Below are 19,774 nucleotides of genomic sequence, written 5' to 3' on the forward strand. Positions count from 1 at the left end.
TACAGGCCGTGCATTCCCCGGGGTTTTCTCCCGCACCGGCGAGGAGGCGCGCGCGCCCACGGGCACGGGTCCCAGCGTCGCTGCGATCGATCGGGCCGCACGCGCGACGGACCTCATATCCGCAATGCGCTCGCGGGCGATGCGACACGTACGGGGCGCGAGCGCCCTCATGCCGGCAGGATCACCGCGGCCTCGGGCGCGAAGCCGACATGCGTCCAGGACCCCACGGGCGCGTCCGCGTCGGCGGGTCGACCGCTCGCGCGCAGGATCGATCCGTCGGGCAGCCGCAGGGTGCGACGCACACGGTCGCCCAGGAACGTCGCGTCGGCGACGACGACGGGGAGCCCGTCGGCTCCGAGGACCAGATCCTCCGGACGCACCGCGACCAGGACCGGGGCACCCTCGGCCAGTTGCGTCGCCGCCGCGCCCCGCACGTCGCCGTGGGGCGTCCGAACGGGGCGCTCGCCGCCCGACCCCTCGGATCCCAGGCGGCCGGGGATGAAGTTCACGTCGCCGAGCAGCCCGGCCACGAAGCGGCTGGCCGGACGCCGGTAGAGCACCTCCGGCTTCCCGACTTGCACGAGGCGACCCCCCTCCATGACGCCGATCCGGTCGGCCAGCATCATCGCTTCCTCGGGATCATGCGTGACGACCACGAAGGCGGTGCCGAGCCGGCGCTGCACGGCGCGCAGTTCGCCCTGCGTCTCCTCCCGCAGGCCACGATCCAGGGCGCCCAGCGGCTCGTCGAGGAGCAGCAGCTTCGGCTCGCGGGCGAGCGCCCGGGCCAGGGCCACCCGCTGCCGCTGCCCGCCCGAGAGCGTGTCGGGCCGGCGGTCGCCGAAGCCGTCGAGGCGGACCAGCCGCAGGAGGTCCGCCACCCGGGCGGCGGCGGCGACCCGGCCGATGCCCTTGAGGCCGTAGCCGACATTGGACGCCACGCTCATGTGGGGGAACAGGGCGTAGGACTGGAACATCATGTTGACCGGCCGCCGGTGCGGCGGCAGCGCCGTGAGGTTCTCGTCGCCGAGCCGGATGTGCCCCGAACTCGGCACCTCGAACCCGGCGATCATGCGCAGGAGTGTACTCTTGCCGCAGCCGGACGGTCCCAGCAGGCAGAAGAACTCGTCGGGCTCCAGATCCAGCGTCACCGCGTCGACGGCGCGGTGCGTGCCGTAAAGCTTGGTCAGATCCTCAAGCCGCAGGCGCGGTGCCGGCGTGCCGGGCAAGGATCAGGAATCCTCGCGCAGCGCCTCGGCCACGCGCGCTTCCAGCAGGTCCGGCCGGCGCAGAACCAGCGCGCCACGGGTGCGGTCGACCAGCCCCTCGGCCGCCATCGCGGTGAATTCCCGTGTGACCTGCTCACGTCGGCAGCCGATCCGGGCCGCGAGGACGTGATGATAGGGCGGCGGCGAGACGACCCGCTCGCCCGAGGCGCCGGTGCGCGGCACCGACAGGCGCAGGAGCTCGGCGTAGAGCCTGTGCTTGAGGTCGAGCAGCGCGTGCTCCATCAACCGGGTGTTCAGCTCGCGCACGCGCTTGGCGAGCAGCCGGAACAGCCGGTCGGCGATCGCCTCGGACGCGAAGACGATCTGCCGGAACACCGCGGCGGGGACCACGCAGACCTCGCCGCGGGTGAGCGCCGTAACGTTGGCCGAGCGGCCGATCCCGTCGATGGCGGCGAGTTCGCCGAAGAAGGCGCCGCCGCGCATCTCGCCGAGGATCACCTCCTTGCCCGACTGCGTGCGGTTCAGGATGCGCACCTCCCCGGAGGCGATGAAGTAGACGTCCGTAGAGATGTCGTCGAAGTCGACGAGGACTTCATTCTCATCGACCCGGCGCCAGTGGCAGCGGGACTCGTAGGGGCTCAGCTCGATGCCCGGATCCTTGAAGAACGGTATCGTGCCCAGCCGCGCCATCGAACGTGTTCCCTCAACTCCGGCCTCCATCCCTGCCCTGACGGGTGCCGGCCAACGGATCAGGGGACGGGAGCAGCCCGCACGGTGAAGCTGACCAGCGCCGCAGCGCTGCTTGACCGGTCGGGCGGGCGCGATCGTGACGGGCGCGGGCAGAGCGGTCAAGCCGCGCTCCGTTGAACAGGAGTTTATTAGCGTGGATCAGGAACCAGGGTTATTTTCCGCCGCCGCGTGGGGGCGCGGCAGCGATGTTTCACGAGATCAGAGTCCCGCGCGACGCTTCCTGTGCCGCCGCACCGCCACGTCGCCCACAGGCCACCCTCGCGGCTTCGTTCGAGCGGTCCGGGCACAGTCTCCATTCCGGACGCCACGCCACTGTTCGTGTCAGCCCGGCGCCTTCGGGACACGGCATCATCTTCCGTCGCCGCCTCAAGGACGGCCGCTGCGTCGACGTGCCCGCGCTCTGGCCCTACCGTGAACCGCAGCCGCTCTCGTCGGCGATCCGGCGCGAGGGCGTCTTCGTCCGGACCATCGAACACCTGATGGCGTCCCTGAGCGCCCTGCGGATCGACAACGCGCTGGCCGAGATCGACGCCGACGAGCTGCCGATCTTCGACGGGAGCGCCACGCCGTGGTGCCAGGCGATCCGGTCCGCCGGGCGGATCGAGCAGGCGGCACCCTGCCGCGTCATCCGGGTCCGCCGCGCCGTCACGGTCGAGTGCGGTCAGCGCCGCCTGTGGATCGAACCCGGCCCCGGGCTGCACCTGACGGGCCATGTCGCCCTCGCGTATTTCGGCGCGATCGACTGGTCGGGTAGCCTCAGCCCGGAGACCTTCGAGCGCGAGATCGCGCCTTCGCGCAGCTTCGGCCGATTCGGCCGGGCGATGGCCGGGCGTGCCTACGGGTGCCTCACCCGGAAGAGCTTCCTGCAGGGGGTGTCGCCGCGCTCGGCGGCGCTGCTGGTGCGCGGCCGTGTCCTCGGCGGGATGCGGGTTCCGGGCGAGCCGGTGCGCCACCGCATCCTCGATCTCGTCGGCGATCTCGCCCTGGCAGGTCACCCGATCGAGGGACGGATCACCGCCCTGCATACCGGGCACGAGCTGAACCACGCCCTGGTGGCGGCGCTGATGCGGGACGAAGCGGCGTGGGACCTGACCTGAGACGAACCGTGCCGGATCAGGCGGATGCCCGCACGGGCGTCTCGCAGGCCGTCGCGACGCCGCCGAAGGCGCGCACGAGGTCGACGTCGAGCTTCGCGTCCATCCCCTCCAGGACCGCGAAGGCTTCATGAGCCGGTTTCGGCCTCTTGTAGGGCCGCTCCTCGATCAGCGCCGCGAAGATGTCGCAGATCGTGATCAGACGGACGAGGTCCGGGATCTCCCGACCGTGGAGCCGGTCCGGATAGCCGGTGCCGTCGAGGTATTCGTGGTGCGAGCGGACCACCGCCAGCGTCAGCGTGTCGTAGCCGCCTGCGAGGAGCATGTCGTACCCGAGCGCCGGGTGACGGCTCATCTCGACCCGCTCCTCCGGCGTCAGCGGCGCCGGCTTGTTCAGGATGGCGAGGGAGATCTTGGCCTTGCCGATATCGTGGAGCAGCGCGCCCTTGATCAGGTGGTTCGAATCCACCTCGTTCAGGCCCAGCTGCCGCGCGAAGGCAGCGGCCAGACCGGCGACGCTCAGGCAGTGCCGGTGGGTCACGTCATCGAAGTTGGCGACGACGGTGAGCCAATCCCGAATCTTCGCCTCGCGGACGGCGCGGTTCACCAGCACGGCGCCGGACTCGACGATCGCGGGCTCGGGCATCCGATCCGGACGGAAGATGGCCGCGAAGGCTTGGCGCGCGCCGTCGACCTGATCCCGCAGCAGGGAACCGCGCGCGACGCCGGCCGCCCTGGCCGGTCCGGGGCTTCCGGTCAAAGCGGCGACCGCGTTGAGCAGCATGGCACCCGCCACAGACGCCGGCAGGACCCGAGTCGCCCCGAGGGCCGTCGCCTGGATCTCACCGCGGCCCAGATTGCCGTGGATCAGGGCGAGGAACGGCGTGCCGGCGCCCCGCGCGACGGCGAGCGCCTGGCGCAGGCGACGCACGGATTCGGAGGTCAGCGCGCTGACGTCGCTGATGATCAGCGAGGATCCGCTGGGCGGCACGGCATCGCCGTAGAGATCGTGGAGCGTCACGCTTCCGCCGGCGCCGAGGTTGCGCGCGAGGCGCTCGCCGCGGCTGGTATCGTCGGTGAGGATCAGGGTCCGGCCCAAGATTTCGCTCCCGTCGTCCGCTCCCTCCCGAGCGTACGATGACCGCAGGCTGCGCCGCGCCGCTCGCGCGACGCGTCACCACGCAATACTGATCCGCCTGCCTTCGCGATCGTACCGGCAGAGCGGCCGGTGCCTTCATTCGCAGGCTAGTCGGCAGATACTGACGCAGCTTTGATGCGAAACCGTTAAAATGTCGGCGGTTGAGCGACTTTCAGGACGGGCAATAGGGCCCGGGACTGTTCCTGTGCTTGCGGACGAACGCGCGGGCCCTGCGCGCCGGCAGGGCGCTTGCCTCGCCGCGTCCGGACCGCCAGAACGCCGCCATGCTCCGCGTCAACGACCTCACCTACCGCATCGGCGACCGCCTGATCCTCGACGCGGCGAACTTCACGATCCCGGAGGGAGCCCGTGTCGGGCTCGTCGGCCGGAACGGCGCGGGCAAGACCACGCTGTTCAAGGCCATCCTGGGCGATCTGCCGGTGGATGCGAAGTCGATCGGGCTGCCCAAGGGCATGCGAATCGGCGCCGTCGCGCAGGAGGCTCCCGCAGGTCCCAAGACCCTGCACACCGTCGTGCTGGCCGCCGACACCGAACGCACCCGCCTGATCGCGGAGGCCGAGCACGCGGACGGCCTGCGCCGGGCCGAGATCGAGACCCGGCTCGTGGATATCGGTGCGCATTCGGCGCCCGCCCGCGCCGCCGCGATCCTGCACGGGCTGGGCTTCGACGCGGCCGCCCAGGCGCGGCCCTGCGCGGACTTCTCCGGCGGTTGGCGGATGCGGGTGGCGCTCGCCGCGGTGCTCTTCTCCGAGCCCGACCTGCTGCTCCTCGACGAGCCGACCAACTACCTCGACATCGAGGGCACGCTCTGGCTCTACGACTACCTGGAGCGTTACCCGCGCACCGCGATCATCATCAGCCACGACCGCGACCTTTTGGATACCAGCGTCGACCACATCCTCCATCTCGACCGGGGAAAGCTGACAATCTATCGCGGCGGCTACACGAGCTTCGCCAAGCAGCTCTCCGAGAAGCGCGTCCTTCAGGCCAAGGCGAAGGCCAAGCAGGATGTCGAACGGGCGCATCTCCAGAGCTTCATCGACCGGTTCAAGGCCAAGGCCACCAAGGCGCGCCAGGCGCAGTCGCGCATGAAGCGGCTCGCCAAGATGGAGCCGATCGCGGCCCTCATCGAGGACGACGTGCCGGTGATCCATCTGCCGAGCCCGGAGAAGCCGCTATCGCCGCCGATCGTCGCCATGGAGCGGGTGAAGGCCGGCTACGGTGACCGGATCGTGCTCACCGGCCTCGATCTGAGCCTCGCCCCCGACGACCGGGTCGCGCTGCTGGGGGCCAACGGCAACGGCAAGTCGACCTTCTGCAAGCTGATCGGCGGTCGGCTCGGGCCGCTCGCAGGCGAGGTCAAAAGGTCGTCCAAGATGGAGGTGGCGTATTTCGCCCAGCACCAGCTCGACGAGTTGCGTCCCGCCGAGAGCGCTTACGCGCATGTCCGGACCCTGATGCCGGACGTGCCCGAGGCGAAGGTGCGCTCGGCCACCGCCCGGCTGGGCTTCGGCGCCAACAAGTCCGACACGCCGGTGGAGAAGCTGTCGGGCGGCGAGAAGGCGCGGCTGCTGATGGGCCTCGCGGCCTTCCACGGGCCGCACCTCCTGATCCTCGACGAGCCGACCAACCACCTCGACATCGAGAGCCGGCAGGCCCTCGTGGAGGCGATCAACGACTACGAGGGTGCGGTGATCCTGGTCTCCCACGACCGTTTCCTGGTGGAGGCCTGCGCCGACCGGCTGTGGCTGGTCGCTGACGGCACGGTGAAGACCTTCGACGGCGATATGGACGATTACCGGCGGTTCGTCCTGTCGGGCCCGGAGCGCGAGGTGGAGCGCGACGCCGAATCCTCCGGCGGCCAGAAGGCCGAGGCGCGCCGTGCCGGCGTCGAGCGGCGCGCGGCCCTGGCGCCGCTCCGGAAGCGGCTGGAAGCGATCGAGGCGCGGATGGCGAAGCTGACCGCCGCGATCCAGAAGATCGACGCCGCCCTGGAGGACGGGTCCGCCTTCCGCGAGAACGCCGCCAAGGCCGGCGAGATCGCCAAGATGCGGTCGGATGCGGCGAGTGCGCTCGCGGCCGCCGAGGAAGAGTGGCTGACCGTGAGCGCGGAGATCGAGGCGGCGTAACGCCGGAGCGTCGCGATCCCTCGAGCCCGGGCACTCGTTGCGGGCGCAGCAGCGCCTCAGACGGAGCTTTCGAGGGCGCGCTCCAGAATGTCGAGCCCGAGATCGAGTTCCGCGTCCGAGGCCGTCAACGGCGGCGCGATGCGGAACACGCCGCCCATGTCCGGGAGCTGGACGATGTTCATGCTGAGCCCGAGTTCGAGGCAGCGGCGGGTGACGGCGTCGCCGAGGTCCGGGGCGGGTACCTTGGTGGCCCGGTCGGCGACGATCTCGACACCCTGCAGCAAACCCCGCCCGCGCACGTCGCCGATGCAGGCGAAGCGCTGCTGGAGCGCGCGAAGCCGCGCCGCGAGCCGCGCGCCCGCCGTCGCCGCCCGGGCGACGAGCCCGTCGCGCGCGACGATTTCCAGTACCTTGAGGCCGACCGCCGCGGGGAGCGGATCGGAGACGTGCGTGGTGTAGAACAGGAACCCGCGGGCGTGACAGAGATCCTCGATCGCCGCGGTGGTCATGACCGCCGCCAGGGGCAGCCCCGCACCCAAGGTCTTCGAGAGCGTGAGGATGTCGGGCACAACGCCGTCCCGCTCGCAGGCGAACATGAGGCCGGTGCGGCCGATGCCCGTCTGCGCCTCGTCGAGAATCAGCAGCATGCCGCGCTCCACGCATTTGCGCTTCAGCGCCGCGAGGTAGCCGGGCGGCAGATCGAGGATGCCGCCCGAGCTGAGGATCGGCTCGGCCAGGAAGGCCGCGAGGTTGCCGGTGCTCTGCCGGTCCACCAAAGCGAAGGCGTAGTCCAGTTCGCCCTGCCAATCGGCCGCGCCGTCGCGCTCGAAGGCCGGCCGGTAGGCGTTCGGCGCCGGGATCGCGAAGGACCCGACCTGCGCGGGACCGTAGCCCTTGCGGCCGGCGCTGTAGGTCGCCGCGGCGGCTCCGGCCGTCATGCCATGCCAGGACTGGGCGAAGCCCACCACCTCCCAGCCGCCGGTCGCGAGCTTGGCCATGCGCAGGGCGGCCTCGTTGGCCTCAGCCCCCGTCGTGAGCAGCAGCGTCCGTTCGAGGCCGCCCGGAGCGATCCCGGCCAGCTCCGTCGCCAGATCGACAACCGGTCGGCTCAACATGCCGCTGAACAGATGATCGAGCGTCCGCGCGTGATCGGCCACCACGGCGGCGATCTCCGGGTGGCCATGGCCCAGGATGGCGCTCATCTGCCCGGAGGTGAAGTCGAGGATCTTCCGTCCGTCGGCATCGATGACGAAGCTGCCTTCGGCCCGCTCGATGATGACCGGTGCGAAGGTGCCGCCGTAGCGCACCAAGTGCCGGCGGGCCCGGGTCCAGAGGTCCGGGTCGGCGTTCCGCGTCATGGTCGATCCTGCTCTCGTGCTCGGCGGGATCATGGTAGGAGCGGCCGGATCGCCGGAGAAGCTTATAGTTCTGAACGGAGGGTTCAGGGATCCTGATGGCTCGAACGCTCGACGTCGATCTGTTGCGGAGCTTCGCCGTCGTCGCGGAGACGGCGGCGCTCAGCCGGGCCGCAGAGCGCGTCGGCCGGAGCCAGGCCGCCCTCAGCATGCAGATGAAACGGCTCGAAGAGCTCGTCGGCCGGCCGCTGCTGACCCGAACGGGACGCGGCGTCCTCCTCACCGTCCAGGGCGAGCGCCTGCTGGTCCACGCGCGCCGCATCCTCGCTTCGCATGACGACGCTCTGGCCGAGTTCTCGGGCGGGACATTGAGCGGCTCCCTCCGGTTCGGATGCCCGGACGATTACGCCCAAGCATTCCTGCCGACTCTCCTGCGCGGCTTCGCGCAGCATCATCCGGCCGCGGCGATCGAGGTGGTCTGCGCCGCGACACCGCGCCTGGAGGGACGGCTCGAGCGCGGCGGCCTCGACCTCGCCCTCGTCTCCGTGCCGATCGCGGTGGAGCGCGCGATCCTGCGGCGGGAGGAACTCGTCTGGGTCTTACCTAAGGGCGGGACGGTCACGCGACCGGACCCGCTGCCGCTGGCCTTGGGCGACCCCGACACCCTCGATCACCGTGCCGCCCTCGCCGCGCTGGACGGGGCCGGGCGGGCCTACCGGATCGCCTACGCGAGCGCCAGCCTGTCGGGGCTGCTGGCGGTGGTGCGCTCCGGCCAGGCGGTGGCGGTGCTGACCCGCTCGGCGGTCCCACCGGACCTGCGGATCCAGGGCCGTGGGAGCGGGCTGCCGTCCCTCCCGCGGATCGGACTGACGCTCCGTCTGGACGAGCGCCACGCCTCGCCGCTGACGCGTGCCTTCGCCGCCCACCTGCGTACCGTGCTTCCGGCACTCTGAGGCAAACGGCGAGCGGGCGCCTCCGTGAGAGCGGCTGCGCCCGCGACGACGATCACCTAGTCCGGGTCCGCCTCTTTCGGCCAGAACAGCAGGATGTCATCGTCGTCGATGTTGATCCAGTTGATCTTCGTACCCGGATGGTCGTCGCTGAAAGCCTTGAACTTCTCACTGTTGCAGAGAAGGTAGATATCCGTCTGCCGTCCGTTGAACCCGGCCTCCTTCGCGGCCTCGGCGAGCGCCGACTTGACGTGCGTGTCCGAGACCTGAAGACCACGGAACTTCCGGCCCGCGATATCCGGGAACGCCGCGCTCCACGCCGCCATCACCCGCGGGTTGTCGTATCGGACGGTCAGATCGGCGCCGACCTTCCGGAATACGACGGGCTGCAGCCGGACATCCTCGTTCCAGTTCCGATTCGCGGCGCTGACCGACTTCGTGGGCTCCGTCGTGATGATCGGTGTCGCCGTCACGGCCGTGGCGATCACCGCGTCGGCAGCTTGAGCGCCGTGCCCGTATCGCGTGCCGAATTCCGCAGTCTGGACTGCCTGCGTCCTGCTCTGCGCGAGTGACAGCACGGCGTCGGCCGCGACCGGCGACAGCGTGTAGATCGACCGCGGATCGAGCCCCGCCGCGACCGGCGTTTCGAGTTCCTTCGCCACCGTGAGTGAAGCCGCGTCGGCCGCTTGCGCTTTCTGCGTCGCCGCGGAGATCGCGGCCATCGACGGTATGTGGTCCATTGCGACCCCTCCTCCTGCCCAAACCCACCCCGGCTTCGCTGACAGAACACTACGATCGCTGATGGGACGATATCTCAACTGTACTTGCTGCATTCTTGGCGATCGGCCCCTCAAACAGGAACCTTGGAATTGCGGGGACGCCGATACCGACGATTGCCCAGGCCGGATCGCCAACAAGAACGATCGGGCCAGTGGACGCTCTGATCGCGTCCGCCGTCGCCTCACGCCCATGCAGCGTCACAAACGGATCGAAACCCATCGACCCGACGTGCCGATTCTGGATCGTCTACACGCAACCCGGTAGGCACAGACATGAAACCTGTAAGGCCCCGACACTTCGCGGACGGAGGCGAGTCACCTCGCTCGACGGGCACCCGGCGGTCGTCATGCCCGGAGGTGCGCGATTCTTGAGCTTCATGCTCTGCGATGTCGAATGTGCGCGCCACAGGATATCCCTGTCAATGGCAGATCATCCCAGCTCAAATGTTGTCCCAGGCAAGATCCCTCAACCCAATCCGCATAAAGTATGTATTACCACATCCTGGATTTACTAGATTACGCCTCAACATCATTCTACAATATCTTCAATCCGTCTCTTAAAATCGACCGCATTGCCATTTGCGCCCTTTGGCGTCGACACGGCTGGTCGACAAATCACGGTGCGGGAGCCATCCGCGGCGTCCTCCGACGGGGACGGGAGCGACGACGGCGGAGGCTTTCCCCCAATGCCCGGTGTCGGCGTGGCCATGGCGGACCGATCCTGGATCGACGGCGCCCCAGGCCGACAGAGCCGTTTGCCCGCGGCCGGCGGACATGCGATTGAAGCCGGATGTTGACCGTCGATAGCCTCTGGCGCGCGCGGCACCGGCTCGCGCAATTCGGAAAGAAGCGGACCGGCTCTCCGCGCATCCTCGTGATCGGCGTGTGTCAGGCCGGCGCGATCGCCAAGGCGATGCGCTACCTGCTGCCCGACGCACACGTGGACTTCGTCTCCGCCTTCACGGCGGCGCGACGCTTCCCGCGACTCGCCGACCTGATGGCGCACGCGGACGGCTACGATCACGTTTTCTCCAGCATCTACCTGCCCCGGTTCAAGGGCGGCGGCACGATCGACACGCTGCGCACCCATCCCAAGGTCCGCCTGATTCCGACCATCGTGTTCGGCGCCTACCATCCCGACCTCGTCCATGTCGGCGTGCAGGATCACGTGACGCTCAACGGCCTGATCTCCGGGCCGATGGGACATTCGCACTCGGCCGTCACGCTCTACGCCTACCTCGCGGGTCTGTCGCAGGCGCAGGCGCTGCGGTTGTTCGCCGAGCCGGTATTCGAGCGCCTCGGCTACTACAATCTCTGGGACGAGTCGGTGGCCTACCTGCGCAGTTTGGGCGTCCAGGCGGGTTATGACCTCGACACGCATCTGACGCGCTGGGCGCGGCGCGGCTGCTTCATGCACTCGATCAACCACACCAAGCTCTACGTGGTCTGCGATCTCACCCGGGGCCTCCTGACCAAAGCCGGCGTGCCCTTCGAGGAATGCGACCTCGACGCCTTCCTGCCGGACGATCTCGGCGGCCAGGGCAGCTGGCCGGTCTATCCCGAGATCGCCCAGCACTACGGCATCCCGGGCAGCGCCCTGTTCTTCAAGGCGGAGACGCGCCGCTCCGGTCCCGCCCGCACCATGAGCCGGGCCGAGTTCGTGGCGGCCTCGTACGCGAACTACGACCGGCGCGCGCGGAACCTGCTGGTCTCCCAGCGCGTGCAGGGCTGGCGCAACGATCCGCCGACCGTGGACTTCCTCCGCGAGGCGGCGGGCCGCGGCGACGCTCCCCTTCGCTCGGCGGCCCAGGTGCCGGCACTCAAAGCCGGGAGCCTCGCCGGTCACGCCTCGTAGGTAACCCGGACTTCGCACGATCGTGCGGGCACTTCCCGGCAGGACCGGCGTTGTCGCCCACCGCCCACAGCGCGGGATTGATGGCGAGGTGTTGCGATGACGTCCCCGTTCCGGCACCGCGCCGGCCGCTCGGCGGCCGCGGCGGCCCTCACGCTCGCCGGCGCGGCGGTCGGCCTCGTCGGCTGGAGCCGGCTCGCCGTGAACCGGCGCATGCCGCTTCCGCCGGCGCTGCCCGGCCGGCACGAGCGGCTCGAGACAGCGCGAGCCGGCGATCTGTCGCTCTACAGCACCGCCGATGCGCAGGGCGTGCCGCTCCTGCTGATCCACTCCATCAACGCCGCGGCCAACGCGTACGAGGTGCGCCCGCTGTACCTGCACTATCGCGGCCTGCGGCCGGTCTACGCCCTCGACCTGCCGGGCTTCGGCTTCTCCGAGCGCTCGCGCCGCCGCTACACCCCCCGGCTGATGGTGGAGGCGATCCACGCCGCCACGGACGAGATCCGGCGCCGCCACGACAACCTGCCGATCGACGCCCTGGCCCTGTCCCTTTCGGCCTCCTTCCTGGCCCGCGCGAGCCTCGAGCGGTCGGACTGCTACCGGAGCCTCGCCCTGATCAGCCCGACCGGCTTCGACGCGAAGCTCTCCGGTGAGGGGCCGCCCGATGGCCATCGCGGGCGGGACTGGCTGCGCGATGCCCTCGACCGGCCGCCCTTCGGCCGGCCCGTGTTCGACGCCCTGGTCACGCGGCCGAGCATGCGCTTCTTCCTTCAGAAGACCTTCGGCTCGCCGCGGATCGACGAGGGCCTGTTCGACTACGATCACGCCTCGGCGCACCAGCCCGGCGCCGAGCATGCCCCGTGGTGCTTCATCGCCGGCCATCTCTTCCCGACCGACACGACGCGGCTCTACGAGCGGCTGCGCCTGCCGGTCTGGATGGTCCACGGCGTGCGCGGCGACTTCGTCGACTACCGCCTGGTACCCCGCGTCGCAGGCCGGGAGAACTGGCGCGTCGAGACCCTGCCGACCGGCGCCTTCCCGCATTTCGAGCAACCGGACGCGGTGACCGCCGGCTACGACGCGTTCCTGGCCGGCATCACGCGCCTGCCACCGGCTCGACCGATGTGATGGATCGCGCGGACGGACTGGCCGATCCCTGCGTCAGCCTGGGCCCGGCGTCTCCGCAGCCGCACCCCTCGTCGACCGGGGGACGCCACCCGGGTGGTCCGGCGTCCGCGTGGATGGGTCAACGCGACGGAGTCGCGTCGCGCTGAGACGACACGGATGCGGCCGGCCGCTCGGCGCATCCATCCGCCGTCGCGGGCCATCCGAATCCAGGCGCGCCCGGAAGCAGTGGACCAGCCGCGACCCGATCCATAAGGTCTGGGCGGCCGCCCGAAGCGGTCCGCGCCCTGGTATCCCATGATCGACCTGACCCTCGAGGCCGCCCGCACCATCGTGGAGACCGCGCTGCGCGAGGCGCGGGCGCGTGGCCTGAAGCCGCTCGCCGTGGTGGTCTACGACGCCCGCGGCGCGCTGAAATCCGTGTCCGTCGAGGACGGGACCTCCCTGCGTCGCGCCGAGATCGCCTGCGGCAAGGCCAACGGAGCACTGGCGCTGGGCCTCGGCTCCCGGGCGATCCACGCCCGCGCAGAGGCGCAGCCCTACTTCGTGGCCGCGGTGACCCACCTCGCCGGCCCCGCTGCCCTCGTGCCGGTGCCGGGCGGCGTCCTCATCCGCGCCGGCGACGGGCGGCTGCTCGGCGCGGTGGGCATCTCCGGTGACACATCCGACAACGACGAGATCTGCGCGGTGGCGGGGATCGAGGCGGCCGGCCTGATGGCGGAGACCGGCGCCTGACAATGCGTCTGCGCCGCCGCGACTGGCTGGCCGGCGCCGCCGCCCTGGCATCGGTCGGTCCGGCCGAGGCGGTCGAGGCAGTCTATCGCCGCGGCAACGACGCCGATCCGGAGACCCTCGATCCGCACCGCTCGTCCACGGTCGCGGAGGCGCACATCCTGCGGGATCTCTGCGACGGCCTGCTCACCTACGACAACTACGGCGCGCTCATCCCGGGCGCCGCGCGACACTGGACCGTCGCGGAGGACGGGGTTACCCTGCTCTTCGACCTGCGGCCGGACGGCCGCTGGTCGAACGGCGAGGCGGTCACGGCCGCGGACTTCGCCTACTCGCTCAGGCGCATCCTCGACCCGGCCACGGGGGCGAAATACGCCGAGGTGCTGTTCCCGATCCGGAATGCCGCCGCCGTCAACCGGGGCGAGAAGCCCGCCACCGCCCTCGGGGTCGCCGCCGAGGCACCGCTTCGGCTGTCCATCACGCTGGAGCAGCCGACCCCGTACATCCTGGAGCTCCTGACCCACCAGACGGCCCTGCCGGTGCATCGCGCGTCGGTGGAGCGTCACGGCGACAGCTTCACCCGCCCCGGCAATCTCGTGACCAACGGACCCTATCGCCTCCGCGACCGGGTTCCGGGCGGCGCCATCAGCCTGCACGCCAACCCGCACCATCCCGAGGCGGCGACGCTGGCGATACGCCGGGTCGACTTCCTGCCCACGCCGGACATGGCCTCGGCCGTGCGCCGCTACGCCGCCGGCGAGATCGACTCCCTCGCCGATCTGCCGGTCGATCAGATCGCCGATCTGCGCCGCCGCTTCGGACCGCAGGTGGTGCTCGGGCCCGGCCTCGGCCTGGCGGCCCTGGTGATCAACACCCGCAAGGCGCCGTTCTCGGACCCGCGCGTCCGGCAGGCGCTCTCGCTGGTCATCGACCGGGAATACCTCGCCGACGGGCTGAACGGCGGGACCATGAGCCCCGCCTATTCGCTGTGCCCACCCGGCCTCGACAATTACCGGACGCCTCCCGAGACCGCGGGGCGGCTCGGCCTGCCGATCGATCACGAGGCGGAGGCGCGCCGCCTGCTCGCCGAGGCGGGCATCGGGCCCGACCGCCCCCTCACCGTGGAGTACCGGTTCAACGTCAGCGACAACAACCGCACCGTCGCCCTGGCCGTCGGCGACATGTGGCGCGACCTCGGGATCGTGACCCGCTACGTCTACACCGATGCCAAGACGCATTTCGCTTATCTGCGCGACGGCGGCGACTTCGACGTGGCACGCTACAGCTGGATCGCGGATTATTCCGATCCGCAGAACTTCCTGTTCCTGCTCCAGAGCGGGAACGTCGGAATGAACGCCGGGCACTGGTCGAACGCCGCCTACGACGACCTGATGGCCCGGGCCGCAGCCGAGCGCGATATCCCCCGGCGGGCGGATCTGCTCTACCAAGCGGAGGCGATCGCGTTGCGCGAATTGCCCTGGATCCCGCTGATGCACTACCGGTCCAAGGCGTTGATCGCGCCGCGGCTGCACGGCTACCACCCGAACCTGCGCAACGCCGCGCCGACCCGGTTCCTGAGGCTCGACGCGTGATCCGCTTCATCCTGCGCCGCCTCGCGCAGGCGCTCCCGACGCTGCTCGCCGTCGTCACCGTCAGCTTCTTCCTGATGCGTCTGGCGCCCGGCGGGCCCTTCGACCTGGAACGCCCGCTGGCGCCCGCCGCCCTGGAGAACCTGCGTCGTGTCTACGGCCTCGACCGTCCCCTGATCGTGCAGTTCGGGAGCTACCTCGCATCCCTGGCACGGGGCGATCTCGGGCCATCCTTCTCGTTCCGCGATCAGAGCGTCCTCGACCTCATCGTCCGGGGGCTGCCGGTGTCGGCGACGCTCGGCGCCCTCGCGCTCGGCCTCGCGGCCCTCCTGGGTGTCGGTCTCGGGATCGCGGCGGCCCTCCGGCGTGGCGGTGCCGTCGACCGGCTCCTGGGTGTCGGTGCGGCCCTGACGCTCTCGCTGCCGAGCTTCGTGGTGGCCCCCCTCCTTCAGATCGCCTTCGGGTTGACCCTCCGCTGGCTGCCGCTCGGCGGCTGGGAGGGCGGATCGCCGAGCCACCTTGTCCTGCCGGTCGTCACCCTCGCCCTGCCCCAGGTCGGCGCCCTGGCCCGGCTGACGCGGGCTTCTCTGGGAGAGGTGCTGCGCACGCAGCCGATCCGCACCATGCGCAGCCTCGGCCTGCCGCCGGCCCGTGTGACGCGCCATGCCCTGCGGGGGGCGCTGCTGCCGGTGGTCGCCTATCTCGGGCCGCTGGCCGCGGCGCTGCTGACCGGATCCGTGGTCGTCGAGACCATCTTCGGCCTGCCGGGCATCGGTCGCTACTTCGTGGAGGGCGCGCTCAACCGCGACTACACGCTGGTGATGGGCACGGTGCTTCTGGTCGCCGGGCTCGTCATCGCCCTCAACCTCGCGGCCGACCTCGCCTGCGCGTGGCTCGACCCGCGCCTGCGGGCCGACGCGTGAGCGCGGCGCCCGCGATGACGAGCCCGGCCGGGCGCGCCCTAAGCCGCCTCGGCCGGACGCGCACGGCGATGGCGGCTCTCATCGTGCTGGTCCTGATCGGCCTCGCCTGCCTGATCGGTCCGGGTGTCACCGGTCACGAGCCCGAACGCGCCTATCCGGACCTCCGCCAATTGCCGGCCGGCCTCGCTGCGCAGCCGGATCCAGCGCATCTCGGACCGGCTCTGGAGCGCCTCGCCTTCCGCATGCGGGTCAAGCTGGAGGCGGTGGCCCGCGAGGGCGACACCCTGCGTTTGACCCTGCGCTCCGACGCGGGCGTCGACCGGCGCAGCCTCGCCTACCTGCCGCGCTCAGGGCTGTTCGGGCCGCCGGACGTCTTGGAGGAGCGGGACGCCGGACGCAGCCTCGCGATCGCGGTCCCGATCCGACAGCTGCATTTCCCCCTCGGCACCGACGTGCAGGGGCGCGATCTCCTCACGCGCTGCCTCGTCGCCGGCCGGGTCTCTCTGGCGATCGGGCTCGCAGCAAGCCTCGTGGCGCTGCTCATCGGCGTCGCCTACGGCGCCACGGCGGGTTTCCTGAGCGGGGCCGTCGATGCGGTGATGATGCGCCTCGTCGACGTGCTCTACGCCCTCCCCTTCGTGTTCTTCGTGATCCTGCTGCTGGTGTTCTTCCGCCCGAGCCTCCTGCTCATGCTGGTGGCGATCGCGGCCGTGGAATGGCTCGACATGGCCCGCGTGGTGCGCGCCGTGACCCTGTCGCTGCGCGAGCGCGACTTCGTCCGGGCGGCCCGCGCCCTCGGGCTCGGCACGCCCCGCATCATCCTCCGGCACATCGTGCCCAACACGCTCGGCCCGGTGGCGGTGACGGCCACGCTGCTGGTGCCGCAGGTGATCCTGCTGGAAAGCTTCCTGTCGTTCCTGGGCCTGGGCGTGCAGGAGCCGCAGACGAGCTGGGGCGTGCTGATCGCGGAGGGTGCCCGCTCCATCGAGGCGGCCCCCCACCTGCTCGCGGGACCGGCGGTCCTGCTGATCGCCACGCTGGTGGCGCTCAACCTGCTGGGCGACGGCCTCGCCGATGCCCTGGATCCGCGCGTCGGGTGACCTCAGCCCAGTTCGCGGATCGGAGAGCCCGCGAGCCACGCCTCGATGTCCTCCACCGCCTGGGTGAAGAAGGTCCGATAGTTGTTGCGCGACACGTAGCCGAGATGCGGCAGCGCCAGGACGTTCGGCAAGCGACGGAACGGGCTGTCGGCGGGCAGCGGTTCCGTCTCGAACACGTCGAGGCCGGCCCCGGCGATCCAGCCCGCCTCCAGCGCACGCACGAGGGCGACCTGATCGACGATCGGCGCGCGGGAGGTGTTCACCAGGACGGCGCCCCGCCGCATCCGGCGCAGCTCGGCCTCGCCCAGCAGGCCGCGCGTCCGCTCGCCCAGCACGAGGTGGATCGTGACGACATCGCTCGCCTCCAGCAGCGCCTCCTTCGACGCCGCCCGCTCGACCCCGGCGGCGGCCGCGCGGGCCTCGTCCAGGTTCGGGCTCCAGGCGATCACCCGCATGCCGAAGGCGCGGGCGATCTCGGCGACCCGCGTGCCGATCTTGCCGAGCCCGAGGATGCCGAGGGTCGCGCCGGCGAGGTCGGAGCCGATGGTGCTCTGCCACGGTCCGCCGTCGCGCAGATTTCGGCTCTCCGGCACCACGTGCCGGGCGAGCCCGAGGATCAGCGCCCAGGTCAGCTCGGTCGGCGGCGTCGGGCTCGACTCGGTCCCGCAGACGGTCACGCCGCGGGAGCGGGCGGACGCCACGTCGATGGCGAGGTTGCGCATGCCGCTGGTGACGAGCAGCTTCAGCCGCGGCAGACGCTCCAGCAGCGCCGCCGGGAAGGGCGTGCGCTCCCGCATGATCACCAGGATCTCGGCCTGATCGATCCGGGCGCGGAGGGTCTCGCGATCCGGAATGTGCTCGGCGATGGCCGAGACCGCCACGCGATCGGCGATGCGCCCCCAGTCGGCGAGCGCGAGGGCCGCTTGCTGGTAATCGTCGAGGATCAGGCACGTCCGCATGGCGATGGCGTAGGGCTCGGTGCCTGGAGCGTCAATCGACGGTTGCCGATGGCGGACGGCATCCTGCCGGAAGCCGGTATACGCGTCCCGGGACGAGGCGCCGCCGCCCCTGACAACCAAGACCGCCGACATGGCGCTGCGCACAGGACACGACCGGGCGGCCGAACCATCCCGGCGCGGACGGCTCACCAAGGCGGATCCCGATCTTGATGTGCCGGAGCGCAGCCGAGGCTTCCGCGAAGCCTCCGGCCGGCGACGCGATTGCTAAAGCCGTCCGCGAAGGTCCGCCGGCGCGGGCAGCTCAGGCAGGGGGATCGGGTGCGCCTTCACGCGGACGCGCTCGGCGGTCCCGGGCCGCGCGGGAGCAGCCGCGCGCCTACGCGCCGGCAAGTGCCGCGAAAGCCTCCGCGACGCCGGCGGCGCCCGGATCCTGGACGCCCGCGAGATCTCCGGCCGCGAGGTAGCTGGACCGGCCGGCCCCCGCCCGGTCCATGCGGGCGGTGGCCTCGGCGCCTGCACGTGCCGCGGCGGCGGCCTGCCGAAGGTCGCCGCCCTTCAGAGCCGCGACGGCCGGAATCAGGGCGTCGAGCAGCGTACGATCGCCGGGGTTGGCGCCGCCGTAGCCCTGCACCCGTGCGACGCCCTGCCCCAGGGCCTCCGGCCACGCGGCGCCGTCCGCCAGGGCCGCGGCGGCCGCGGCGAAGAAGATCGAGCCGAGCACGCCGCTCGACCCGCCCACGGCGCGCCCGATCCGTTCGGCGAGGGCCCGGCAGAGGGCGGCGGGATCGGCCTGCGGCAGCCGGTCGAGATCGGCCCGGACCGCACGGGCCGCCCCGGCGAAGGTCGTGCCCGCATCGCCGTCGCCGACCTTGGCGTCGAGGGCGTTCAGCGCGCCTTCCGCGGCGACGAGCGCCTCCGCGACGGCGGCGATCCGCGCGGCCGTGACCGCGTCGCGCGACGCCGCGAAGGCCTCACCGGCGAGCCCCTCCGGCAGCGGACGCAGGACCGGCGGGGCGACGCGTACCGCGGTCGGCCAGGCGTGGACGGGCACGGGTTCCGCCAGCGCCGCCTCCAACTCGTCGTCGAGCGGCAGCACCGACAGCGAGGCGCCGTGCATGTCGAGTGCGGTCATCAGAGGCGCGGGGCCGAGCAGGAGGCGCACGCGCCGGCCGAGTTCGGTGGCGAGCACCGCCCGGGTCAGCACCTGCATCTCGAGTGCCGAGGCCGAACCGAGATTGTTGACGAGGAGCGCCAGCCGGTCGGCCCCGCCGATCGCACGGGAGAGGCGTTCGGCCATCATGCGGGCGAGGTCGCTGGCTTGCGGCAACGCGATGCGCTCGACGCCGGGTTCGCCGTGGATGCCGAGGCCGAGCTCGGCCTGCCCCTCGGCCAAGCGCTCGCTGCGGGGCGAGCCCGGGATCGTGCAGGTCGAGACGGCGATGCCGAGCGACTTCGCGGCCGCGGCTGCGCGGCGCGCGAGGGCGGCCACACGCTCCAGCGACGCCCCGGCCTCGGCGGCGTGGCCCGCGACCTTGTGCACGAACAGCGTGCCGGCCACGCCGCGGGGCTGCCTGGCCCCGGGCAGGGCGATGTCGTCGGACACGATGACGGTCTCGACCTTGTGGCCCAGCGCCCGGGCACGCTCGGCGGCGAGGCCGAAATTCAGCCGGTCGCCCGCGTAGTTCTTGACGACGAGCAGGCATCCCGCCGGGCCCGTCGCGGCCAGGATGCCGGCCAGCACCGCGTCGACGCTCGGCGACGCGAAGACGTCTCCGCAGACGGCGGCGCTCAGCAGGCCCGGCCCGACGAAGCCAGCATGGGCCGGCTCGTGGCCGGAGCCGCCGCCGGACACCACCGCGACCTGTCCGGCCCGACGCTCGGCGCGCAGCACGACGCGGATGCCGGGATCGCCGTCGAGCCGGGCGAGGCGCCCGCCGCTGCCTGCCAGCAGGCCGTCGAGGGCGTCGTTGACGAGGGAAGACCGGGCGTCGATGAAGTGGGCCATGACGTGACCTTCGAGGAAGCCAGTCCGCGATTCGTCAGGGGCGGCGG

At 71.3% G+C, this 19,774-nt stretch carries 16 protein-coding genes; 9 read left to right on the forward strand and 7 right to left on the reverse strand.

Annotated elements, in window-relative coordinates; translation table 11 throughout:
* Window positions 1–167: 167 nt before the first annotated feature.
* Together MKK82_RS02690 and MKK82_RS02695 are read right to left on the reverse strand one after the other, a co-directional pair.
* Window positions 168–1,226, reverse strand: coding sequence for an ABC transporter ATP-binding protein (locus MKK82_RS02690; protein ID WP_238289233.1), 1,059 nt, complete (start codon window positions 1,224–1,226; stop codon window positions 168–170).
* Between the two features lie 3 nt (window positions 1,227–1,229).
* A complete protein-coding gene (locus MKK82_RS02695) occupies window positions 1,230–1,916 on the reverse strand; it encodes a Crp/Fnr family transcriptional regulator (RefSeq protein WP_238289231.1) in 687 nt (228 codons plus the stop codon).
* 245 nt (window positions 1,917–2,161) lie between these two features.
* On the opposite strand from MKK82_RS02695, the gene MKK82_RS02700 reads away from it, so the two are divergent.
* Window positions 2,162–3,073: a UDP-3-O-acyl-N-acetylglucosamine deacetylase gene (locus tag MKK82_RS02700; protein ID WP_238289230.1), complete on the forward strand. Its 912-nt coding sequence runs from the start codon at window positions 2,162–2,164 to the stop codon at window positions 3,071–3,073.
* Between the two features lie 16 nt (window positions 3,074–3,089).
* Here MKK82_RS02700 and MKK82_RS02705 read toward each other — a convergent pair whose 3' ends face one another.
* Window positions 3,090–4,169, reverse strand: a complete 1,080-nt coding sequence (locus MKK82_RS02705; protein ID WP_243984601.1) for an HD-GYP domain-containing protein — start codon at window positions 4,167–4,169, stop codon at window positions 3,090–3,092.
* Between the two features lie 323 nt (window positions 4,170–4,492).
* On the opposite strand from MKK82_RS02705, the gene MKK82_RS02710 reads away from it, so the two are divergent.
* Window positions 4,493–6,358 carry an ABC-F family ATP-binding cassette domain-containing protein gene (locus MKK82_RS02710; protein WP_238289225.1) on the forward strand — a complete coding sequence of 622 codons (1,866 nt, stop codon included), beginning with the start codon at window positions 4,493–4,495 and terminating at the stop codon, window positions 6,356–6,358.
* Window positions 6,359–6,414: 56 nt separating this feature from the next.
* On the opposite strand, the gene MKK82_RS02715 is transcribed toward MKK82_RS02710, so the two are convergent.
* On the reverse strand, window positions 6,415–7,716 hold the full coding sequence (locus tag MKK82_RS02715) for an aspartate aminotransferase family protein (protein WP_238289223.1): 1,302 nt from the start codon (window positions 7,714–7,716) through the stop codon (window positions 6,415–6,417).
* Window positions 7,717–7,811: 95 nt separating this feature from the next.
* On the opposite strand from MKK82_RS02715, the gene MKK82_RS02720 reads away from it, so the two are divergent.
* Window positions 7,812–8,666 (forward strand): LysR family transcriptional regulator, encoded by an 855-nt coding sequence (locus tag MKK82_RS02720; RefSeq protein WP_243984603.1) that lies wholly within the window; start codon window positions 7,812–7,814, stop codon window positions 8,664–8,666.
* A gap of 56 nt (window positions 8,667–8,722) precedes the next feature.
* Here the strand turns inward: MKK82_RS02720 and MKK82_RS02725 are convergent, their stop codons facing one another.
* Complete coding sequence (locus MKK82_RS02725) at window positions 8,723–9,496, reverse strand: hypothetical protein (RefSeq protein ID WP_243984605.1); 774 nt, start codon at window positions 9,494–9,496, stop codon at window positions 8,723–8,725.
* A 736-nt stretch (window positions 9,497–10,232) separates the two neighbouring features.
* Here MKK82_RS02725 and MKK82_RS02730 point away from each other — a divergent pair.
* The 6 genes from MKK82_RS02730 (at window position 10,233) to MKK82_RS02755 (ending at window position 16,763) form a co-directional block, all read left to right on the forward strand.
* A complete protein-coding gene (locus tag MKK82_RS02730) occupies window positions 10,233–11,297 on the forward strand; it encodes a WcbI family polysaccharide biosynthesis putative acetyltransferase (protein WP_238289217.1) in 1,065 nt (354 codons plus the stop codon).
* Between the two features lie 96 nt (window positions 11,298–11,393).
* Window positions 11,394–12,422 (forward strand): alpha/beta fold hydrolase, encoded by a 1,029-nt coding sequence (locus MKK82_RS02735; RefSeq protein ID WP_238289215.1) that lies wholly within the window; start codon window positions 11,394–11,396, stop codon window positions 12,420–12,422.
* 294 nt (window positions 12,423–12,716) lie between these two features.
* The gene (locus tag MKK82_RS02740) at window positions 12,717–13,154 is read left to right on the forward strand and encodes a GlcG/HbpS family heme-binding protein (RefSeq protein ID WP_238289213.1); all 438 of its coding nucleotides are present in this window, start codon (window positions 12,717–12,719) and stop codon (window positions 13,152–13,154) included.
* 2 nt (window positions 13,155–13,156) lie between these two features.
* Window positions 13,157–14,743 (forward strand): peptide ABC transporter substrate-binding protein, encoded by a 1,587-nt coding sequence (locus MKK82_RS02745; protein ID WP_238289211.1) that lies wholly within the window; start codon window positions 13,157–13,159, stop codon window positions 14,741–14,743.
* On the forward strand, window positions 14,740–15,663 hold the full coding sequence (locus MKK82_RS02750) for an ABC transporter permease (RefSeq protein ID WP_238289209.1): 924 nt from the start codon (window positions 14,740–14,742) through the stop codon (window positions 15,661–15,663). The genes MKK82_RS02745 and MKK82_RS02750 overlap by 4 nt, the downstream gene beginning before the upstream one ends.
* 14 nt (window positions 15,664–15,677) lie before the next feature.
* Window positions 15,678–16,763: an ABC transporter permease gene (locus MKK82_RS02755; protein WP_243984607.1), complete on the forward strand. Its 1,086-nt coding sequence runs from the start codon at window positions 15,678–15,680 to the stop codon at window positions 16,761–16,763.
* 2 nt (window positions 16,764–16,765) lie between these two features.
* On the opposite strand, the gene MKK82_RS02760 is transcribed toward MKK82_RS02755, so the two are convergent.
* Together MKK82_RS02760 and MKK82_RS02765 are read right to left on the reverse strand one after the other, a co-directional pair.
* Window positions 16,766–17,722 carry a D-2-hydroxyacid dehydrogenase family protein gene (locus tag MKK82_RS02760; RefSeq protein ID WP_238289282.1) on the reverse strand — a complete coding sequence of 319 codons (957 nt, stop codon included), beginning with the start codon at window positions 17,720–17,722 and terminating at the stop codon, window positions 16,766–16,768.
* A gap of 376 nt (window positions 17,723–18,098) precedes the next feature.
* Window positions 18,099–19,727, reverse strand: coding sequence for a dihydroxyacetone kinase subunit DhaK (locus MKK82_RS02765; protein WP_238289206.1), 1,629 nt, complete (start codon window positions 19,725–19,727; stop codon window positions 18,099–18,101).
* Window positions 19,728–19,774: the final 47 nt, after the last annotated feature.

Source organism: Methylobacterium sp. E-046 (genome assembly GCF_022829625.1).
Lineage (GTDB): Bacteria > Pseudomonadota > Alphaproteobacteria > Rhizobiales > Beijerinckiaceae > Methylobacterium > Methylobacterium longum.

What these genes read in the sequence shown, in the direction of transcription:
- MKK82_RS02765 (WP_238289206.1), bottom strand. Translation starts at nt 19,727, where the DNA reads ATGGCCCACTTCATCGACGCCCGGTCTTCCCTCGTCAACGACGCCCTC.
- MKK82_RS02720 (WP_243984603.1), top strand. Translation starts at nt 7,812, where the DNA reads ATGGCTCGAACGCTCGACGTCGATCTGTTGCGGAGCTTCGCCGTCGTC.
- MKK82_RS02725 (WP_243984605.1), bottom strand. Translation starts at nt 9,496, where the DNA reads ATGCAGCAAGTACAGTTGAGATATCGTCCCATCAGCGATCGTAGTGTT.
- MKK82_RS02745 (WP_238289211.1), top strand. Translation starts at nt 13,157, where the DNA reads ATGCGTCTGCGCCGCCGCGACTGGCTGGCCGGCGCCGCCGCCCTGGCA.
- MKK82_RS02695 (WP_238289231.1), bottom strand. Translation starts at nt 1,916, where the DNA reads ATGGCGCGGCTGGGCACGATACCGTTCTTCAAGGATCCGGGCATCGAG.
- MKK82_RS02735 (WP_238289215.1), top strand. Translation starts at nt 11,394, where the DNA reads ATGACGTCCCCGTTCCGGCACCGCGCCGGCCGCTCGGCGGCCGCGGCG.
- MKK82_RS02730 (WP_238289217.1), top strand. Translation starts at nt 10,233, where the DNA reads ATGTTGACCGTCGATAGCCTCTGGCGCGCGCGGCACCGGCTCGCGCAA.
- MKK82_RS02715 (WP_238289223.1), bottom strand. Translation starts at nt 7,716, where the DNA reads ATGACGCGGAACGCCGACCCGGACCTCTGGACCCGGGCCCGCCGGCAC.
- MKK82_RS02760 (WP_238289282.1), bottom strand. Translation starts at nt 17,722, where the DNA reads ATGCGGACGTGCCTGATCCTCGACGATTACCAGCAAGCGGCCCTCGCG.
- MKK82_RS02700 (WP_238289230.1), top strand. Translation starts at nt 2,162, where the DNA reads ATGTTTCACGAGATCAGAGTCCCGCGCGACGCTTCCTGTGCCGCCGCA.
- MKK82_RS02740 (WP_238289213.1), top strand. Translation starts at nt 12,717, where the DNA reads ATGATCGACCTGACCCTCGAGGCCGCCCGCACCATCGTGGAGACCGCG.
- MKK82_RS02755 (WP_243984607.1), top strand. Translation starts at nt 15,678, where the DNA reads ATGACGAGCCCGGCCGGGCGCGCCCTAAGCCGCCTCGGCCGGACGCGC.
- MKK82_RS02710 (WP_238289225.1), top strand. Translation starts at nt 4,493, where the DNA reads ATGCTCCGCGTCAACGACCTCACCTACCGCATCGGCGACCGCCTGATC.